The following is a 20,250-nucleotide window of genomic DNA, read 5'->3' on the forward strand; positions in this document are numbered from 1 at the left end:
TGAACCTATGGCGAAGATTCGCGTAGGACGTGTCGGTGAACAGATTAAGAAAGAACTCAGCCAGATTATTCAGACGGAATTGAAGGATCCCCGCATCGGTTTCATTACCGTTACGGGGGTTGAGGTGACAGGCGATCTGTCGCAAGCGAAAGTTTTCTTGAGCGTGCTGGGCAATGACGAACAGAAAGAGAGCACGCTTAAGGCATTGGCGAGCGGGAGTGGATTTATCCGCTCCGAGCTTGGCAAGCGGATCCGGTTCCGCCATATTCCCGAGCTCGTGTTTAAATTCGACAGCAGCATCGAGTACGGCAGCCGGATCGAAACGATCCTCGAACAAATAAACAACGGAAGTACAAGACAATGACGGCAGAACACACGCCTCCAGTTTCTTATTCAGAGAAGCTGGAGGCTGCTCTCGCCTTCATGCGCGATGGCGAACGTTATTTAGTCGTCTCGCATGTACAGCCTGACGGCGATGCCATTAGCTCCACTGTCGTTACGTATTGGCTCCTGCGTCAATTGGGTAAGCAAGCGGTCCTGATGAACGAAGGAGCCGTTCCTTCCCGTCTGGGTTATTTGGCGTTCGCGTCATCGATCATAAATGATAGTGAAGAATCGGTGCAAACCGGTTTTGACCGGATTATAGCGGTGGACTGCGCGGATTTCCGGCGCATCGGTCTCGTAGCCGAGCGCTTTGCAGAAGGCGCGCAGCTGCTCAATATCGACCACCATCCAACGAATGATCACTTCGGTACGGTTAATCTGATCCGGACCGACGCAGCGGCGACGGTGGAGATTTTGTACGACTTGATCGAGCATGCCGGAATCGAGCTGGATCTGGATGCGGCAACGGCGGTGTATACCGGGTTATTGACCGATACGGGCGGATTCCGGTATTCCAACACGACGCCGCGCGTCATGCATATCGCTTCGGCTATGCTAGCGCTTGGCGTGCCTGGTCACGAGTTGGCCGATCATCTGCTGGAGCGGATGACCAAACCGCAATTATTGCTGCTCCAGCGCGGATTAAACCGGCTTTCCTTCACAGATGACAACAAGGTGGCATGGTTGTACGTGCCGTATGCCGACATGCAGGAAACCGGCGCAACCGGCGAGGATCTGGAAGGTCTCGTTAATTATGCGCGCAATGTCGAAGGGGTCGAAATCGGTCTGTTGTTTAAGGAAACGGAGAACGGCCAGGTGAAGGTAAGCTTGCGTTCCTCGGGCAAGGCCGACGTCGCCGCCATTGCGAAGTCCTTCGGCGGAGGCGGGCACGTACGTGCCGCCGGTTGCCGGCTGGACGGGGCGATTGCGGATGCCGTTACCCTTGTGGTCGGCGCGGCAAGAGAGGCGTTGAAGGCATAATGGACGGTATTTTGGCAGTATGGAAGCCGGCGGGCTGGACGTCGCATGACGTCGTTGCCAAAGTAAGAAGAATTGTACGGGTCAAGCGAATAGGGCATACCGGAACCTTGGATCCTCAGGTGACGGGTGTCCTGCCGCTCTGTATCGGACGTTCGACAAGAGTCGTCGAATACGTTCAAGAACGTCCCAAGGCATATGAAGCCGTGCTGCAGCTGGGCATTGCGACCGACACGGAGGACTTGACCGGTACCGTTGTGCAGGAACTGGCCGAGGTTCATGTCACCGAGGCCGAGATTCGCCGGGTGCTTGAGTCGTTCGTCGGTCAAATCGATCAGATACCCCCGATGTATTCGGCCGTTCGCGTAGACGGGAAGAGGTTGTACGAATTAGCCCGCGAAGGTCAGGTTATCGACCGGAAATCGCGCAAGGTTACGATTCATGAGCTGAATCTGCTGAGCGCGGACCTGGACAAGCCGCATCCTAAAATCCGGTTTTCCGTCGTATGCTCCAAGGGCACCTATATACGCACGCTGTGCGTCGATATTGGAGAAGCGCTCGGTCTGCCTGCAGCCATGGCGGAGCTGGTGAGAACGATGTCGGGCGGATTCAAGAAGGAGCATTGCTTGACGCTGGAGCAAATCGAGGAGCTGCATGCATCCGGCGAGCTGGAAGAGCGCCTGCTGCCTGCAGAAACGGCTGTAGATCATTTTCCAAGGGGAAATGTCAGTCTCGCAACCGCGAAGCATGCGTTCCAGGGCAAGCACATCGCCATGGATCGTGTCGACATGAAGCAGCCGATCGATGCGGAAGGCTTGGTCCGGTTATTTGCAGAGGACGGCATGTTTCTGGGATTGTTTGAATTCGACGCGAAATCCGATTCGTTGAAGCCGGTGAAGGTGTTTACGCCTACCGAGTAATAGTGAAGACCGTAAAGCAGGTGTGAGAATTGTGGAAATCATTACGATAAATTACCCGTTGCAAGGACTGGAAGACAAAGGCCCGATTCGTCCGAAGACATTGGCAATCGGCCATTTTGACGGGGTTCACAAGGGTCATCAGAGCGTGATCAGACGTGCGGTGGATGTTGCGCGTGCAGAAGGGCTGGAAGCAGCCGTCATGACGTTTCACCCCCATCCCAAGGAAGTGCTTGGGCGCGGTTCCGAATATACAACCTGTCTGACGCCTCTTGAGGACAAGCTGGAGCGTTTCCGTTCGCTTAGAGTCGACATCGTATACGTGGTCACTTTCAACCTGACGTTTGCCGCCGTGTCGCCTGCAGCCTTCGTTGACGAAATGCTCCGTCCTCTGCAAGTGAAGCGTGCAGTGGTTGGATTCGATTTCTCATTCGGCGCTAAAGGCGCCGGCAGAGCGGAGACGTTACGGGAGCTGGCCGGTTCGGATATGAAGGTAGATATCATCGAGCCATTGATGATGGACGGCGATAAGGTGAGCAGCACGCTGGTACGGGAGGCGCTCGCAGGCGGCCGGCCGGAAACGGCCGAGCAGCTGCTGGGCGTACCCTTCTCGCTTCGCGGCACGGTTGTAAAGGGTGAGGGCAGAGGACGTACGATCGGTTATCCGACTGCGAATATCCAGCTGGCGGGAGCATACGTCACGCCTCGCTTGGGCGTCTATGCCGTTATGGCGGAGCTGAGCGATGGAGAGCGGTACTCCGGTGTCTTGAATGTCGGCGTAAAGCCTACGTTTCATGATTCTCTGCCGATGCCTGTCATGGAGGTTCACCTGTTCGATTATGAAGGGGATTTATACGGAAGCACGGTCCGGATCAGCTTCATCTCGTTCCTTCGTTCCGAAAAGAAATTCGCTTCGGTCCAGGAGCTGATCGAGCAAATCGGGGCGGACGCCCTGAAGGCACGATCGGTGCTGTCTGCATTTAAATAACAGGACAACATTTACTTCTAGCTGTCCGATGTGCTATACTACTAAACGTTGCGTAAATCATACGATGCACGCAAGTGAACCTATGCTTGGCATGCGCGATCTCACCGACGGCTTGCGAGGCATATGGCGATTATGATAAAGGAGGTGAACAAGGATGGCACTTACACAAGAGCGTAAACATCAACTGATTGATGAGCACAAGACACATGCGAACGACACCGGATCTCCGGAAGTTCAAATCGCTATCCTGACGCAAAACATCGTCAATTTGACAGATCATCTTCGGGGGCACAAGAAAGATCACCACTCCCGCCGCGGTCTGCTCAAGATGGTCGGTCAGCGCCGGAAGCTGCTCGCATACCTGAAGAACAAAGACGTACGACGTTATAGCGCTTTGATCGAGAAACTCGGCCTGCGCCGCTAAGATGCGATGATAAGAGCAACCCGGTTGTTCAGCTGTCCGCCAATTACCGGACAGGCTGCGCTGGGTTGCTTTTGTAACGCTAAGGGACGTTTCTCCCATACGAAGGTATGAGGGGCCGGGAAACAAGAAAAGCTACATATAATGACGAAAGAATACGAAATTGCAGGAGATTGCCTCAACCGTGAGCGAAGCTGATGCGAACTCGTATTCCTTCCTTCGAACAGCTCCGTTCTACAGGAGCTTTTCTTTTATCATCTTAAAGAGCAGGAAATACCATGAAAGCTGTCGAATGCAATTCGTAAATAGTGCTGCCAAGGCCATTTATGATAAGGGTCTATGACAGAAATGAGGAGGGATTTAAGTGCTGCATCGTGTTGAAATGACGCTCGGCGGCCGTCCGTTGATTTTGGAAACGGGCCGACTGGCCAAGCAAGCCAATGCGGCGGTTACCGTACGCTACGGTGAAACCGTCATCCTATGTACAGTCACGGCGTCCAACGAACCTAAAAATTTGGACTTTTTCCCGTTGACAGTGAACTATGAAGAGCGACTTTATGCAGTCGGCAAAATTCCGGGGGGCTTCATTAAACGTGAAGGCCGTCCGAGCGAGAAGGCGATTTTGGCGAGCCGTCTGACGGACCGTCCGATCCGTCCGTTGTTTCCGGAAGGATTCCGCAATGAAGTACAGGTTGCCAATATCGTCATGAGCGTCGATCAGGATTGCCCGCCGGAAATCGCGGCTATGATCGGTACATCGGCGGCGCTTTCGATCTCCGATGTTCCATTCAACGGTCCAATCGGCGGCGTTATTATCGGCCGGATCGACGGAAAGTTCATTATTAACCCAACCGTCGAAGAAGAGGCCAAGACGGATATCTTCGTTACGGTTGCAGGTACGAGAGATGCCATCATGATGGTGGAAGCCGAGGCGAACGAGGTTTCCGAAGAGGTCATGCTGGAAGCGATCATGTACGGCCATGAAGAAATCAAGAAGATCGTTACGGTAATCGAAGAGCTGCAGCAAATCGCCGGCAAGCCCAAGATGGAAGTGCAGCTTCATGCGGTGGACAATGAAGTGGACAAGCAGGTGCGCGCCTATGCGGCGGATCGTCTTGTAGAAGCCGTACGCATCCATGAGAAGCATGCGCGTCAAGATGCGATCGATGCGGTGAATGCGGAAACGGTCGCTCACTTTGAAGTGGAATATGCGGAAACGCCGGAGCTTCTTGGCGATGTCAAAGAATCGCTCTATGATATCGTGAAAGAGGAAGTGCGCCGACTGATCACGCACGATAAAGTGCGTCCGGACGGACGGGGATTAAGCGAGATCCGCCCGATCGAATGCGATGTGGCGCTGCTGCCTCGTACGCACGGATCCGGTCTATTTACGCGCGGCCAGACGCAAGCGCTCAGTATTTGTACGCTTGGTGCGCTTGGTGATGTGCAAATTTTGGACGGCATCGACCTGGAAGAAACGAAACGGTTCATGCACCATTACAATTTCCCGCCGTTCAGCGTTGGCGAAGCAAGACCGCTCCGTCCGCCGGGACGCCGCGAGATCGGTCATGGCGCATTGGGTGAGCGCGCGCTGGCGAAGGTCATTCCATCCGAAGCGGAATTTCCGTACACGATTCGTCTCGTTTCCGAAGTATTGGAATCGAACGGCTCGACGAGCCAAGCGAGTATTTGCGCAAGCACGCTGGCGATGATGGATGCGGGCGTGCCGATTAAGGCGCCGGTTGCCGGCGTGGCGATGGGACTTATTAAAGATGGCAACCATGTATCGGTTCTGTCCGATATTCAAGGGATGGAAGATCATCTTGGCGACATGGACTTTAAAGTAGCGGGTACGGCCGAAGGCGTAACAGCCATCCAAATGGATATCAAAATCGACGGCATCAGCCGCGAGATTCTGAGCGAAGCGCTGGAGCAGGCACGTGAAGGACGCATGCACATCCTCGGCAAAATGACGGAAGTCATGCAGGCGCCTCGGACAGCTTTATCGCCATATGCGCCTAAGATCGTGATCATGCAAATCAATCCGGACAAAATCCGTGACGTTATTGGCGCCGGCGGCAAGATCATCAATAAGATCATTGAAGAGACCGGAGTCAAAATCGATATCGAGCAGGACGGCAAAGTATTCATCGCTTCCTCGAATCAAGAGGCGAACGAGCGTGCGAAGCAAATTATTGAAGGTATCGTACGCGAGGTCGTTGTCGGCGAGGTTTACCTCGGAACGGTCAAACGGATCGAGAAATTCGGCGCATTCGTTGAAATCCTTCCGAACAAAGACGGTCTGGTACACATCTCGCAAGTTTCCACTGAGCGGGTAGCCAAGATCGAGGATGTCCTCAAAATTGGCGATCAAATTACGGTAAAGGTTACCGAAATCGATCAGCAGGGCCGCATCAACCTCTCACGCAAAGCGGTATTGGCTGCGCAAGAGCCGGCCAAATCTTAAGACGGAATGCTTCGGCATTTTCCAAAAAGGCAAGTAGAAAGAGCCAGATTTCATCTGTCTCTTTTTGTTTTGTCTATCTCCGGCTGCGAAACGAACGGTGCTCCTACACAGAAACTTCTCGAAGGATGAATAATCCAGCCGCGAATTGCGAACGCTCAACTTCGAAGACCTTGGATGAGGTTTACCTCACATAATGTTGGCCGAGCCATAATATGATGAGAAGAAGAAGGGTGGGACGAAGCGATGATGCTGAAGAAGGCGATTGTGATGACAGCAGTCATGGGAGCGCTGCTTCTTGCCGTTCAATTCAATGATGATTTATCGGCTTACGTAAGCGGCTTGAAATCTGGCAAGGCCATAAGCACGTTCGGGACAGCCTTCTTATCGGGGGATGAGGATCAAGCGCTCCGATTGAGGATCGAGGAAGAATCGGCGAAGCGGCGAATCGCGCCGATCGATGCCCGGGTGGACCGGGTCTGGAAGGCGATTCCAGGATATAACGGGATCGAGGTCGATGTGAAGAAGACCTACCTGCATATGCGCAGCGAACCGGCCGATGCTCCAATCAAGTTCTTCTACAAGGAGATCCAGCCGAAGGTGGGGTTGGATGATCTCGGAATTGAGCCGATCTATAAAGGCAATCCCGAAAAGCCGATGGTTGCGTTGATGATTAACGTGGCATGGGGGAACGAATTTTTGGAACCGATGCTCGAAACGCTCAAGAAAGAGAATGTCAAGGCCACTTTCTTCTTCGACGGCTCTTGGCTGAAGAAGAATGCCGAAGCTGCCCGTCTCATCCAGTCGCATGGCCATGAACTGTCCAATCATGCCTACTCGCACCCGGATATGAGCAAGCTTGACCGAACCTCGGCTTATAATCAAATCGCGAAGACGGAGGCTTTGTTGAAATCTACGCTCGGCGTCTCGAACCGTTTCTTCGCGCCGCCTTCCGGCGCATTCAATCGCATGACGGTGGAGGTTGCGGCGGAACAGGGATTAAAGACCGTCCTGTGGACGCTGGATACGGTCGATTGGATGCACCCGTCTCCGGATTCGATCATACGCAAAATCAGAAATCGGGTCGAGCCGGGCACCCTCATTCTCATGCATCCAACCGATTCCGCAAGCGGGGCGCTGCCCGGGATGATCAAAGCCATTAAGCAAAAAGGGCTGGTGCTGGGCACTGTCAGCGAAACCTTATCTTCGGACCGTGTCAGGTTAGTTGAGGCGGGGCTATAATTTTGATATAGTGTTATCATTGATTTTCAGCTCAAGCACGACATGGGAATCGAGCGCATGCTTTCGAAGCTAGTTTTCCGCTCTGAAGGGAAGCCGGTTTGAGATGATGCAGAAAACTTTCAGGAGGAACTGCGGTGAATAATTATACCCTTAGCAATGGGCTTCGCGTCGTAGTCGAATATATTCCTACCTTCCGGTCGGTCGCGTTCGGTATTTGGGTAAAGACGGGATCGCGCAACGAAACGCCTGAGAACAACGGGATTTCACATTTTATCGAGCATATGCTCTTCAAAGGCACCGCGCGCCGATCGGCGAAGGATATCGCTGATTTATTCGACGGGATCGGCGGCAATGTGAACGCCTTTACGGCGAAGGAATATACGTGTTATTTTGCTAAAGTGCTGGATCAGCATTTGCCAATGGCCGTCGATGCCTTGGCCGATATGTTCTTCGAATCGCAATTCGACGCAGGCGAGCTCGGCAAGGAGAAGAATGTAATTCTGGAAGAAATCGCGATGTATGACGATACGCCGGACGATAAAGTGCATGACGAGGCGTCGCGGGCTGCATACGGCGATCACTCGCTCGCTTATTCGATCCTTGGCTTGGAGGAGCGTCTGACGGCGATGACCAGCGATACGCTGCGGGGTTACATGGCGGATCATTATCGTATTGACAACACGGTTATCAGCGTTGCCGGCAACGTGGAAGAGAAGGCGCTGCTCGAGCTGCTGGAGCGTCACTTCGGCGGCTTCGCCAACACCGGAGCGGAACAGCCGGTTTCGGCTCCAGTCTTCAACGGGACTTATCTGTTCCATAAGAAAAAGACGGAGCAGAATCATATTTGCCTGTCGTTTCCGGGCTGCTCGATTGCGGATCCGCAGCTGTACGCGATGATACTGCTCAACAATGCGGTTGGGGGAGGCATGAGCTCAAGGCTGTTCCAGGAAATCCGCGAGAAGCGCGGTCTTGCCTATTCGGTCTATTCTTATCATACCTCTTATGCGGATAGCGGCTTGTTCACCATCTACGCCGGCACGGCTCCCAAGCAGACGAAAGACGTGCTCGACTTGACGATGGAGATGCTCCATGAACTATCGGCCAAGGGTCTGACGGAAGCCGAGCTGCATCGGGGGAAGGAGCAGCTGAAGGGAAGCCTCATTCTCAGCCTGGAGAGCACAAGCAGCCGCATGAACCGGCTCGGCAAGAACGAGCTGATGCTCGGGCGGCATTATACGCAGGATGAATTGCTGAACCGGATCGATAGCGTAACGATGACAGATATACAGGATGTCACCAAACGGATGCTGTCCGTGCCGTTCGCCGTGGCGATGGTCGGAAGCAACGATAAGGCAGCATCTACACTGGGGAGGGATAGCCTTGTATCAAGTAACCTTTAAACGGCTTCCCGGCAATGAAGACATTCAGCTGCCGCGCCGAATGTCCGAGCTTGCAGCGGGCTTCGACGTACATGCGGCCGTGAGCGAGCCCGTCCTGCTTGAGCCGGGAGAGCGGAAGCTTATTCCGACCGGCTTCGCTATGGCGATGCCTGCCGATCTGGAAGCCCAGATCCGGCCGCGCAGCGGGCTGGCATTCAAGCACGGCATTACTTGCTTGAATACGCCCGGAACGATCGACGCGGATTATCGGGGAGAAGTTAAGGTGCTGCTCGTCAACCTGGGTACCGAGGCATTCACGATCGAGCGCGGCGAACGCATTGCGCAGATGTTATTCCAGGTCGTACCGAAGGTAACGATCGAGGAAGTCGATGAATTACCGGAGACCGTTCGCGGTGCGGGCGGATTCGGCCATACAGGCGTATAGAGCGCGATTGGGAACAAGCAGGTAAACAGCGGACTCAATTCTGTTATATAGAACGATAAATAGGTACAATGAATGGTGCAGGAAGAAGGTTGCCGCAAGGCTGCCCTTAATTCCTATACCGGCCCGGAGCGATGGCGCTCCGGGTTTTTTTCATTGTGATCTTCCCGTGAAGAGAAGCACCCATTGTGGGCGTTCGCATACTATGGTCTATATCCAAGTGCGCAGACTGACAGCCGGGGATAGCGGTGTAATGCCGTTAACGGTTGCAGTGGGAAAGGAGTGGTTCCCCGATGCTAACGGGGGTTCAGGTCGTGCTGCTCGGCGGAGACGCACGCCAGCTCGAGGTCATTCGCAAGCTGACCGAGCTAGACGCTTCTGTGACGATAGCCGGCTTCGACCAGCTGCATACACCGCTCGACGGTGCTGTGCGGGCAGATATGAACGTAGAGCTGATGAAGACAGCGGACGCTGTTATATTACCTGCTGTCGGGACGGATGATGACGGCCGGATCATGACGGTATTCAGCGACCAGGAGCTCATCCTGTCGGAGGAGCTTTTCGAGGTGCTGCCTAAGCATTGTATCATTTATGCAGGCATGGCGAAGACCTATTTACGCGATTTGTGCAGCAAGCATATGATCCGTCTCGTCGAGCTGTTCGATCGGGATGACGTGGCCATTTATAATTCAATCCCGACCGCAGAAGGCGCGGTTATGATGGCGATTCAGAACACCGATATTACGATTCATGGCTCTTCCTGCATGGTCCTGGGACTTGGACGGACGGGGCTCACGCTGGCCCGGACGCTTCAAGGGCTCGGTGCCAAGGTCAAGGTGGGAGTCAGGCGCGAGGAGCACTATGCAAGGGCGTACGAAATGGGGTTTGAGCCCTTCTATATCAAGGAACTCTTGCAGAATGTGGGGAATATTGACTTGCTTTTTAATACAATTCCGACTATGATAGTCACAGCGCAAATTATTGCAAATTTGCCCTCTCGAGCGGTCATTATCGACCTTGCTTCCAAGCCTGGCGGAACGGATTTCCGCTTCGCAGAGAAGCGGGGTATTAAAGCTTTGCTCGCCCCGGGTCTCCCAGGAATCGTCGCACCCAAAACCGCTGGACGCATCATTGCGGATTGTTTAAGCCGATTGATTAAGGAAGAGACCAGTAAGCGGGGGAATGAGCAATGAAATGGCAAGGTAAAACGGTCGGTTACGCGCTGTCCGGATCTCACTGCACCTTTGCGGAGGTAATGCCGGTCATCAAGCGCTTTGTAGATGAGGGAGCCAACGTGGTGCCTATCGCCAGCCAAACCTTAATGACGACGGATACAAGATTCGGAACGTCGGAAGATTGGCAGCGGCAGCTGAAGTCCATCACGGGCAACGAGTTGATTTCGACAATTGTAGAAGCAGAGCCTCTGGGCCCTTCGAAGCTGCTGGATGTCCTGGTCATAGCGCCCTGTACGGGCAATACGACAAGCAAGCTGGCGAATGCCATGACGGACAGTGCGGTATTGATGGCGGCCAAGGCGCAGATGCGCAATCAGCGTCCGCTTGTGCTGGCGATTTCGACGAATGACGGATTGGGCTTGAACGCGGCTAATATCGCCAAGCTGCTCGTCTGCAAGAACGTCTATTTCGTTCCATTCGGCCAAGATAATCCACTGCAGAAGCCCAATTCGCTTGTCGCGAAGATGGATCTTGTGCCGGAGGCTTGCGAAGCGGCCTTGAAAGGTCAGCAGCTGCAGCCGCTTCTTATTGAGCGCACTCAATCATAACGAACAAACAAATAGCTGTACTCTAAGTATGCAATTGGAGCAATCCTTGACATAAGTTTCATTTTGAGGGGAGACGACGACATGTCGAATCAGAAATTGTTTAACGTCGCGGTTGTAGGCGCGACAGGCGCAGTAGGGGAACAAATTATCGGTCTGCTCGAGAAACGGAACTTTCCGATCGGCGAGCTGAAGCTGCTTTCGTCCGCTCGCTCAGCCGGTACGAAGATCATGTTTAAGGGTCAAGAACATACAGTGGAGGAAGCGACTCCAGACAGCTTCAACGGAATTGAGATCGCGCTGTTCAGCGCAGGCGGGGACGTAACCAAATCGCTTGCTCCTCATGCCATCGAACGCGGCGCGGTTTGTATCGATAATACGAATGCATACCGTATGGATCCGAATACGCCGCTTGTGGTGCCGGAAGTAAACATTGACAAAGTGAGCGAGCATAATGGGCTTATTGCCAATCCGAACTGCTCCACGATTCAAATGGTTGCGGCGCTGAAGCCGCTTCAAGACCGTTACGGCATCGCGCGTATTATCGTGTCGACCTATCAAGCGGTTTCCGGCGCGGGCAGCCGTGCAATTGACGAGATGCTGCGCCAAACCCGCGAATCGCTCTCCGGGAATGATCTGAACCCGGATATTTTACCGGTAGGCTCGCTGCCCGTCAAACATCAAATTGCGTTCAATGCGATTCCGCAAATCGACAAGTTCACCGATAACGGATATACGCTGGAAGAGATGAAGATGGTTCGCGAAACGAAGAAAATCATGGGCGATGAATCGATTGACGTCACGGCTACCTGCGTACGCATTCCGGTCGTTTACGGCCATTCGGAGTCTGTCTATGTAGAATTGAAAAATGATTACGACCTGGAAGACGTCAAGAATCTGCTGTCGGACGCACCGGGTATCACGCTAGTCGACGACCCGGCGAACCAGTTGTATCCGCTGGCTACCGAAGCCGCTGGAAAGCCGGATGTATTCGTCGGACGACTGCGTCGCGACCTCGGATCGGATCGAGGCTTGAACATGTGGATCGTTTCGGACAATCTGCTTAAAGGCGCAGCGTGGAACGCTGTCCAGATCGCGGAATACATCGCACTTCAGAAGAAGTAACATTTTAGCAGCAGGGTTGTCAGGGCGATAACGGTTCGGCATTGTCTTTCGGTCGAATACGGAGGTTAATCATGCCCATCCTCGTTCAAAAGTTTGGCGGGACTTCATTGTCAACCGAACAATCGCGACAGTATGTGCTAAGGCACATCGAGAGAGAACGGCAGCGGCACTATCAATTGGTCGTTGTCGTTTCGGCGATGGGGAGACAAGGTGATCCGTATGCTACGGACACGCTACTGACGCTTGTCCGCGAGAACGGGGGCTCGCTTCCCCCGAGGGAGCGGGACCTGCTGCTTGGCTGCGGAGAAATTATATCCGCGGCCACTTTGTGCAGCATGCTTCAATCGAATTCGATACCGTCAGTCGTTCTGACCGGCGGCGGAGCGGGAATCGTAACGGATAACCAATTCGGGCGTGCGCGCATATTGGAAATCCGGACGGAGAAGATGCTTCGCCATTTGCAGGAAGAGATGGTTGTCATCGTAACCGGATTTCAAGGTATGACCGAATCCGGCGACATGACGACGCTCGGCCGAGGCGGCAGCGATACGTCGGCGACAGCGCTTGGAGCTGCTCTGCGGGCAGAGCGCGTCGATATATATACCGACGTCAACGGTATTCTGACTGCAGATCCGCGTATCGTACAGGATGCCAGACCTTTGTCGGTAGTGGGTTACGCAGAGATATGCAACATGGCGCGGCAAGGCGCGAAGGTCATCCATCCGCGGGCTGTAGAAATTGCTCAGCAGGCGCGGATTCCGCTCCGCGTCCGGTCCACGTTCTCCGATGATGAGGGGACGCTGGTTACGGATATTTCAAGCCCGGCTCAAGTGGCGGCGGTCAAGGATCGGTTAGTGACCGGAGTTGCTCACGTCAGCGGGGTAACTCAAATTACGGTACATGCGCGTGAAGGAAACACGGACGTTCAGCTGCAAGTGTTTCAAGCGATGGCGCGTCATCATATAAGCGTCGATTTCATTAATGTTACGCCGGGAGGAGCGGTATACACCGTCTTCGACCACGATGCCGTTCAGGCGGTCGCCGTATTGAAACAACTCGGATATGAGCCGGTCGCTGTCGGCAGCTGTGCGAAAGTATCCGTCATCGGCGGGGGAATGAACGGCGTGCCGGGTATTATGGCCCGTATCGTGGAGGCGTTAACGGAGCAGGGAATACCGATCCTCCAATCGGCGGACTCGAACACCACGATTTGGGTGCTTGTGCGTGAGGCGGATATGGCCGGCGCTCTTCGAGCGCTGCACGCAAAGTTTTCTCTTCATGAATAGGAATGACGGCATAAGCGAGGATAGGCAGCTTATCGCAGCTATCGGTTCTAAGCTACGACAATGGACGCGCGATAAATACGGCAACTAAAGGGTTGCAGTGTAATAGGAGGAGCCAATATGGAATTCGGTAGACTGATCACCGCAATGGTAACGCCATTCGATACGAACGGCGTTATTGATTGGGATGCGACAGGACGGCTAATGGATCATTTGATTGATTCGCAGCAAAGCGACAGTATTGTGGTTTCCGGGACGACAGGCGAATCGCCTACGTTGACGGACGAGGAGAAAGAGGCATTATTCCGTTTTGCTGTCAAACATGCGGACGGGCGCTGCAAAATCATTGCGGGAACAGGCAGCAACGATACCGCCCATTCGATCCACTTAACCCAAATAGCGGAAGAATGCGGCGTTGACGGCGTGCTGCTTGTAGTGCCTTATTATAATAAGCCTAGTCAAGAAGGGATCTTTCAGCATTTTAAAGCAATTGCATCATCCACGAAGCTGCCTGTTATGCTGTACAACGTTCCATCGCGAACGGTAGCGAGCATGACGGCAGAAACGACATTGCGGCTTGCGGCATTGGATAATATCGTAGCGACCAAGGAATGCGCTTCGACGGATCAGGTAACCCAAATCGTAGCGGGCGCACCGGAAGGTTTCCGGGTGTACAGCGGGGATGACAGCGCAGCGCTGCCCGTTCTGGCTGTCGGCGGGTATGGAATCGTCAGCGTGGCCAGCCATATTATCGGCGCCGATATGAAGCGCATGATACAAGCTTACTTGAATGGCAGCGTTCAAGAAGCGGCCGAGCTCCATCAGAAATGTCATCCCGTATTCAAGGGTTTATTCGAGCTGCCTAACCCGGTACCGAATCCCGTACTCGTTAAAGCTGCTTTGGCGCTGCGAGGGCTGCCTGTCGGCGGTGTCCGCCTCCCGCTCGTCGGCGCAACGGAAGCCGAGATGGCCTCGCTTCGTGAATTACTCGCGTAGCATCCGACTTGCACTCGCGAAAAACCGGTGCGCATGCATCGGTTTTTCTTTTTGTCATCGCCTCATTTTAGCTTACTTGTGTTTCTTAATTTCAATCATGTATAATGTTCTCAAGAGACGGTGTGCGGCAAATTTTTGAAAAAGGGAAAGGTTTGGAGCGGCGTCAGAATCCGAAAGGATTATAAAAAACGAAATTGTCCTCGAATATAGGACGAATTTCTATACTATTATGGAAAATTATAGGAGGTATAGATCCACTTGTCGAAAAAAAACAACCAGGATAAGTTGCTTATTTTTGCTTTGGGCGGCGTCGGTGAAATCGGGAAAAATATGTACGTCATTCAATATGGAAACGATATCGTAATCGTGGATGCAGGATTGAAGTTCCCGGAAGAGGACATGCTGGGCATTGATATCGTCATTCCGGACATTACATATTTGACGGAGAACCGCGATAAAGTCAGAGGCATTCTTATTACCCATGGCCATGAAGATCATATCGGCGGATTGCCTTATGTCTTGAAACATCTGAATGTTCCTGTCTATGGAACGAAGCTTACGCTCGGACTCATCGAGGGTAAATTGAAGGAAGCCGGGCTGCTCGGCGAATCGAAACGCATTCTTATTAATGCGGATTCGGAAGTTCAGCTGGGATCGATCCGCGCATCCTTCTTCCGGACGAATCATAGTATTCCGGATTCGGTCGGTGTATGTCTGGATACTCCGGAAGGCATCGTCGTTCACACGGGCGACTTCAAGTTCGATCATACGCCGGTTAATAATCAATATGCCGATCTTCAGCGTATGGCGGATATTGGCAGAAGAGGCGTTTTGGCGCTGCTTTCGGACAGCACGAATGCGGAACGCCCTGGCTTTACGCCATCAGAGAGCAAGATCGGCACAGAACTGGAAGATATCTTTCGGAAGGCAACACAGCGCGTGGTCGTCGCGACATTCGCTTCGAATGTTCACCGGATTCAACAGGTTATCAACGCAGCGATGGCCACCCGCCGCAAAATTGCCGTCGTTGGCCGCAGCATGGTGAATGTCGTTACGGTCGCTTCGGAGCTCGGCTATTTGAACATCCCTGAAGGGATGCTGATCGAACCGGAAGAAATCAATAAATTAGCAGCAGACCGCGTCGTCGTTCTATCGACCGGCAGCCAAGGCGAGCCAATGTCCGCATTAACGCGCATGGCCCGCTCAACTCACCGGAAGGTTGATATTTTGCCGGGTGACACCGTTATTATCGCAGCTACACCTATTCCGGGTAACGAGCGCTTAGTAGGACGTACGGTAGACGAGCTGTTCCGGCTTGGAGCTAACGTTATCTATGGTCCCGGCTCGGTATCGGGCGTACACGTATCCGGTCACGGAAGCCAGGAAGAGCTTAAGCTTATGCTCAATCTGATCCGGCCCAAATACTTCATCCCGATTCACGGCGAGTATCGGATGCTGCGTCATCACGCACTCCTTGGGGAAGCGGTTGGCGTCGAGAAGGAGAATATCTTCCTGATCGATAACGGCGATACGGTAGAATTCCAGAACGGTGTTGGACGCAAGGGCAATAAGGTGCCGGCAGGAAATGTTCTCATTGACGGTCTTGGCGTTGGCGACGTAGGCAACATCGTTCTGCGCGACCGCAAGCTGCTCTCGCAAGACGGCATTCTGGTCGTCGTAGTCACGTTAAGCAAGCAGGACGGAGCGATCTTGTCAGGTCCGGACATTATCTCCCGCGGATTCGTCTATGTGCGTGAATCCGAAGGTTTGCTGGAAGAAGCGAACCGCATCGTATCGTCGACGCTTCAGAAGCTAATGAACGACAAAGTGAATGAATGGGCATCGCTCAAGACGAATGTGAAGGATGCGCTTGGACGTTTCTTGTACGAGCAGACCCGCCGTCGTCCGATGATATTGCCAATCATTATGGAAGTATAGCTCATAGGAAGAAACAGACGGTTTTCTTTTTGCCCGACCTGCGGGTAGAGAGGAAACCGTCTTTTTTGCGTTGCTTGCTTTTGCATAAATCCATTTCTCCATTCCATACTATGCAGAGCCGGGAATTACAGGCCGATAGATGGCGAGGCGAACAGACAATCTGTGAGGAGGCGTATCACATGCAAAACAACTTACAATATCAAGGCAATTCGGAGCAGCAGGAGCCGGAAGCCGAACGGAAGCCGGTCAATCCCGTCGTGGACACGATTCAACAGCTGGGGCAGACCGTTACGCCGGCAACGGAATCGAACGTATTTTGCATGACGATTATCGGTCAGGTGGAAGGTCATATCGTCCTGCCTCCGCAGAACAAAACGACCAAGTACGAACATATAATTCCTCAATTGGTAGCGGCCGAGCAGAATCCGAAGATTGAAGGAATCATTATCGTCTTGAACACCGTCGGCGGCGATGTGGAAGCGGGATTGGCGATTGCGGAGATGATCTCGTCCTTGAGCAAGCCGACGGTAACGCTGGTGCTGGGCGGGGGACACTCGATCGGCGTGCCGATCGCCGTAGCCGGGGTCAAATCCTTCATAGCCGAAACCGCCACGATGACGATCCATCCCATTCGGATGAACGGGCTAGTAATCGGAGTGCCGCAGACATTCGAATATTTAGAGAAAATGCAGGAGCGCGTCACCCGGTTCGTAACCTCTCATTCGAAGATGAGCGAAGAGCGCTTCAAAGAGCTGATGTTCAAGACGGGCGAGCTCACCCGCGACATCGGGACGACCGTGATCGGTGCCGATGCGGTGAAGGATGGGTTAATCGATGCGGTAGGGGGGATCGGAGATGCGCTTCGCGAGCTGAATCGCATCATCGAGGAGAGCAAACGAAACAGAATGGGAGGACTGCCGCAATGACAATTTACTCGAGCGTACCGTTAGAAGTCGTCTTGAACGGGTTGAATGAGCAGCCAGGACCGTTCGTTGACATTGCCGTCGGAGGAATCCGGATGCAGGTAGAGCCGTTATCGCCGGGCATCGGACGTATTGTCCGCCTGCTGGAATGTCCTTTAGAGGCTTACTTAAAGCCTGAATATACGCCTGGAACGGTCATCGCATATGGCGCCCGGGAGACTTAATTGGAAACCGGTCCAATAGGAACATTTGTCCACCTATGGTATAATAACAACCAGAGGTGACTGATCTTGGCGAAACGAAAAAAGAAAAGAAAGAGCTCGCTTGGCGCGAACTTAAAATACGAAGTGTATGGCATTCTGCTTATTACGCTCTCGGTTATAGCGCTTTCCGGAGAAGCGACGGTCGGACGTTCGTTGTCCAAGCTGTTCGGACTCGCACTCGGGAAGTTCTACTTTGTCCTGGCACTGGTCGGCATCTATGTCGGGCTTGCCGTCATGATTAAACGCAAATGGCCATCCGGGTGGTCGAACCGCAAGTCGGGGCTGCTGCTTCTGGTTCTTGCCCTAACGCTGTACAGCTCGATTGCCGTCATGGACAAGAAGACGGAGCCGACCGGCGGGCTGGATGCCGGTTATATTCTGCAGGAGCTCGGAAGCGACATCCGGGAAACGCTGCTTAGTCCGGCTCCTGCACCCGGCAGGGACGAGCAGGTGGCGGGCCAACCGGTCAGCGGCGGGTATGTAGGGGCTTTCCAATACACCCTCTTATACTTGCTGTTCGGTTATTTCGGCTCCAAATTCGTAATGATCGTCATGTTCGCGATTTCATTTATGCTGATGACCGGCAAATCTTACGTGGAGCTTGCCGGTACGCTTCGCCGGCGCGGCGGGAGACTCCTGTCGCTGCTGTATGCAAGGCTGACTGCCGGATCGGGCAGGAGAACAACGCTTGCGGCCTCTTCAGCCGGCAAGGGCGTCAATCCGGGCAGCGGCCCTATCGTGAATGACGACCGCTTGCTAGACGATGACGACGAGGATTATGAACAAACGCCGAAGCCGCGCGTTAAGGCGAAGAAGCTGCCCTTTTTCTCGTGGTTTAACGATGCTGCGGTGCAAGAAGGGCATCCTTCATCCAGAGACGGCGAATGGCTGCTGGAGGACAACGAGCAATTGCCCTCGCGGACGGGGAAGGATCGTTACCGCCGCCAAGAATGGATGGACGACGATGAGGTTGGCGAGGACGATTGGCGGGCCTACCCGGTTAACGAAGAAGACAGCACGGCGAAAGCAGGCTCCGAGAAGGAGCGCTTGCCATGGGAAGAGGATGAGCCGTCCGATTCGTTAGCAGGCCATAGCGGCAGCGCATCGGATTCGGATCATGACGACTACATAGAACAGACTCACTTGCAGGCATTATCGGAGGCGGATGAGGAGCCTGAGAACGAAGCATTGCCGGCATCTACGGCGATATCAAGCCCTGCGCTGGAACAAGCGGATGAGAATTCGGCAAGCCCTGCCATACCAGCCGCTGTCAAGCCGGAGATGAAGCCGTATCAGCTCCCTCCCATGAGTCTGCTCGCGAAGCCGGCCAGCTCAGGCAAGTCCGGAGACAGCGCTGATGCCGCCGATTCAAGAAGGAAGCTGGAAGCGACGCTGGAGAGTTTCGGCGTAAGGGCGAAAGTGCTCGACGTTGTCCGCGGTCCGGCGGTGACGCGTTACGAGGTGCAGCCGGCCACAGGCGTGAAGGTGAGCCGGATCGTCGGCTTGACGGATGATATTGCGCTCGCTCTTGCGGCGAAGGACATTCGCATGGAAGCTCCGATTCCAGGGAAATCGGCCATCGGAATCGAAGTGCCGAATATGGAAGTGTCGACGGTTACGATGCGTGAAGTCATGGAAACACCGTCATTCTTAAATGCGACATCCAAGCTTTCCATCGCTTTCGGACGCGACATCTCCGGACAGTCCATCGTCGGAAACTTGGCCAAAATGCCTCACTTGCTCGTGGCAGGGGCGACCGGCTCCGGAAAATCGGTCTGCATTAACGGTATTATTACGAGCATTCTGTACAAGGCTCGTCCGGATGAAGTGAAGTTTCTAATGATCGACCCGAAGATGGTCGAGCTGAACGTTTATAATGGGATTCCCCATCTGCTGGCGCCGGTCGTTACGGATCCGAAGCGGGCATCGCTTGCTCTCAAGAAAATCGTTGTCGAGATGGAGAAGCGATACGAGCTGTTCTCGAAATCGGGCACTCGCAATATCGAAGGCTACAACGGTCTGGTTGCCGATAATCCGGCGGCGGTGCTGCCGTTTATCGTCGTGATCGTGGACGAGCTGGCCGACCTGATGATGGTAGCCGCCAATGATGTGGAAGATGCGATATGCCGCCTGGCCCAGATGGCACGCGCCGCCGGCATCCACCTTATTATTGCGACGCAGCGCCCGTCGGTAGACGTCATTACCGGCGTTATCAAAGCCAACATACCATCCCGCATTGCTTTCGGCGTTTCGTCGCAGGTGGACTCCCGTACGATTCTCGATTCGGCGGGTGCCGAGAAGCTGCTTGGCCGCGGCGATATGCTCTTCCTGCCTGTCGGCATGTCGAAGCCGATACGTGTGCAGGGAGCGTTCCTCTCCGATCCGGAAGTCGAGGCCGTCGTTACCTATTCCCGGGGACAGGGAGAGGCGGAATACAAGGAGGACCTCGTACCGGAATTGGACGACAGCTCCGAGGAAGAGCTTGAGATGCAGGATGAGCTCTTCGATCAAGCGGCCCGTATTGTGCTGGAAGCCAAGCAGGCCTCCGTATCCCTGCTTCAGCGGCGCATGCGTATCGGTTATAATCGCGCGGCAAGATTGATCGATCAGTTGGAGGCCCGCGGTATTATCGGCCCGTACGAAGGAAGCAAGCCCCGCGAGGTTCTTCAGACTATCGATCAATACGACGCCGGAAAGATTAGTTCCTGAGGCAAATTCGTGCATAGA

Annotated in this window: 18 protein-coding genes; all 18 read left to right on the plus strand. The window is 53.9% G+C overall.

Features of this window, described 5'->3' with window-relative positions; all coding sequences use genetic code 11:
• Positions 1 to 7: 7 nt before the first annotated feature.
• Positions 8 to 364: a 30S ribosome-binding factor RbfA gene (gene rbfA, locus L1F29_RS12280; protein ID WP_258388595.1), complete on the plus strand. Its 357-nt coding sequence runs from the start codon at positions 8 to 10 to the stop codon at positions 362 to 364.
• Entirely contained in the window at positions 361 to 1,365 is a 1,005-nt protein-coding gene (locus L1F29_RS12285; RefSeq protein ID WP_258388596.1) for a DHH family phosphoesterase, read from the plus strand. Before rbfA ends, L1F29_RS12285 begins: the two co-directional genes overlap by 4 nt.
• Positions 1,365 to 2,282, plus strand: coding sequence for a tRNA pseudouridine(55) synthase TruB (gene truB, locus L1F29_RS12290; RefSeq protein WP_258388597.1), 918 nt, complete (start codon positions 1,365 to 1,367; stop codon positions 2,280 to 2,282). Before L1F29_RS12285 ends, truB begins: the two co-directional genes overlap by 1 nt.
• A 31-nt stretch (positions 2,283 to 2,313) precedes the next feature.
• Positions 2,314 to 3,267 carry a bifunctional riboflavin kinase/FAD synthetase gene (locus L1F29_RS12295; protein ID WP_258388598.1) on the plus strand — a complete coding sequence of 318 codons (954 nt, stop codon included), beginning with the start codon at positions 2,314 to 2,316 and terminating at the stop codon, positions 3,265 to 3,267.
• Between the two features lie 154 nt (positions 3,268 to 3,421).
• Positions 3,422 to 3,691 carry a 30S ribosomal protein S15 gene (gene rpsO, locus L1F29_RS12300; RefSeq protein ID WP_258388599.1) on the plus strand — a complete coding sequence of 90 codons (270 nt, stop codon included), beginning with the start codon at positions 3,422 to 3,424 and terminating at the stop codon, positions 3,689 to 3,691.
• 361 nt (positions 3,692 to 4,052) lie between these two features.
• Positions 4,053 to 6,155: a polyribonucleotide nucleotidyltransferase gene (pnp, locus tag L1F29_RS12305; RefSeq protein ID WP_258388600.1), complete on the plus strand. Its 2,103-nt coding sequence runs from the start codon at positions 4,053 to 4,055 to the stop codon at positions 6,153 to 6,155.
• Between the two features lie 243 nt (positions 6,156 to 6,398).
• A complete protein-coding gene (locus tag L1F29_RS12310) occupies positions 6,399 to 7,394 on the plus strand; it encodes a polysaccharide deacetylase family protein (protein WP_258388601.1) in 996 nt (331 codons plus the stop codon).
• 134 nt (positions 7,395 to 7,528) lie between these two features.
• Positions 7,529 to 8,794: a M16 family metallopeptidase gene (locus tag L1F29_RS12315; RefSeq protein WP_258388602.1), complete on the plus strand. Its 1,266-nt coding sequence runs from the start codon at positions 7,529 to 7,531 to the stop codon at positions 8,792 to 8,794.
• Between the two features lie 40 nt (positions 8,795 to 8,834).
• On the plus strand, positions 8,835 to 9,218 hold the full coding sequence (gene dut / locus L1F29_RS12320; RefSeq protein WP_258389672.1) for a dUTP diphosphatase: 384 nt from the start codon (positions 8,835 to 8,837) through the stop codon (positions 9,216 to 9,218).
• Positions 9,219 to 9,508: 290 nt separating this feature from the next.
• Positions 9,509 to 10,408, plus strand: coding sequence for a dipicolinate synthase subunit DpsA (dpsA, locus tag L1F29_RS12325; RefSeq protein ID WP_258388603.1), 900 nt, complete (start codon positions 9,509 to 9,511; stop codon positions 10,406 to 10,408).
• On the plus strand, positions 10,405 to 10,998 hold the full coding sequence (locus L1F29_RS12330; RefSeq protein ID WP_258388604.1) for a dipicolinate synthase subunit B: 594 nt from the start codon (positions 10,405 to 10,407) through the stop codon (positions 10,996 to 10,998). The genes dpsA and L1F29_RS12330 overlap by 4 nt, the downstream gene beginning before the upstream one ends.
• Before the next feature lie 81 nt (positions 10,999 to 11,079).
• A complete protein-coding gene (locus L1F29_RS12335; protein WP_258388605.1) occupies positions 11,080 to 12,120 on the plus strand; it encodes an aspartate-semialdehyde dehydrogenase in 1,041 nt (346 codons plus the stop codon).
• Positions 12,121 to 12,191: 71 nt separating this feature from the next.
• Positions 12,192 to 13,406: an aspartate kinase gene (dapG, locus tag L1F29_RS12340; RefSeq protein ID WP_258388606.1), complete on the plus strand. Its 1,215-nt coding sequence runs from the start codon at positions 12,192 to 12,194 to the stop codon at positions 13,404 to 13,406.
• Between the two features lie 117 nt (positions 13,407 to 13,523).
• Positions 13,524 to 14,399: a 4-hydroxy-tetrahydrodipicolinate synthase gene (dapA, locus tag L1F29_RS12345; RefSeq protein WP_258388607.1), complete on the plus strand. Its 876-nt coding sequence runs from the start codon at positions 13,524 to 13,526 to the stop codon at positions 14,397 to 14,399.
• A 258-nt stretch (positions 14,400 to 14,657) separates the two neighbouring features.
• Positions 14,658 to 16,337 (plus strand): ribonuclease J, encoded by a 1,680-nt coding sequence (locus L1F29_RS12350; protein WP_258388608.1) that lies wholly within the window; start codon positions 14,658 to 14,660, stop codon positions 16,335 to 16,337.
• Positions 16,338 to 16,516: 179 nt separating this feature from the next.
• Complete coding sequence (locus L1F29_RS12355; RefSeq protein ID WP_258388609.1) at positions 16,517 to 17,263, plus strand: ClpP family protease; 747 nt, start codon at positions 16,517 to 16,519, stop codon at positions 17,261 to 17,263.
• Positions 17,260 to 17,484 (plus strand): YlzJ-like family protein, encoded by a 225-nt coding sequence (locus L1F29_RS12360; protein ID WP_258388610.1) that lies wholly within the window; start codon positions 17,260 to 17,262, stop codon positions 17,482 to 17,484. The genes L1F29_RS12355 and L1F29_RS12360 overlap by 4 nt, the downstream gene beginning before the upstream one ends.
• A 63-nt stretch (positions 17,485 to 17,547) precedes the next feature.
• The gene (locus tag L1F29_RS12365; RefSeq protein ID WP_444980957.1) at positions 17,548 to 20,232 is read left to right on the plus strand and encodes a DNA translocase FtsK; all 2,685 of its coding nucleotides are present in this window, start codon (positions 17,548 to 17,550) and stop codon (positions 20,230 to 20,232) included.
• Positions 20,233 to 20,250 lie beyond the last annotated feature (18 nt).

Origin of the sequence: Paenibacillus spongiae (assembly GCF_024734895.1) — a bacterium.
Lineage (GTDB): Bacteria > Bacillota > Bacilli > Paenibacillales > Paenibacillaceae > Paenibacillus_Z > Paenibacillus_Z spongiae.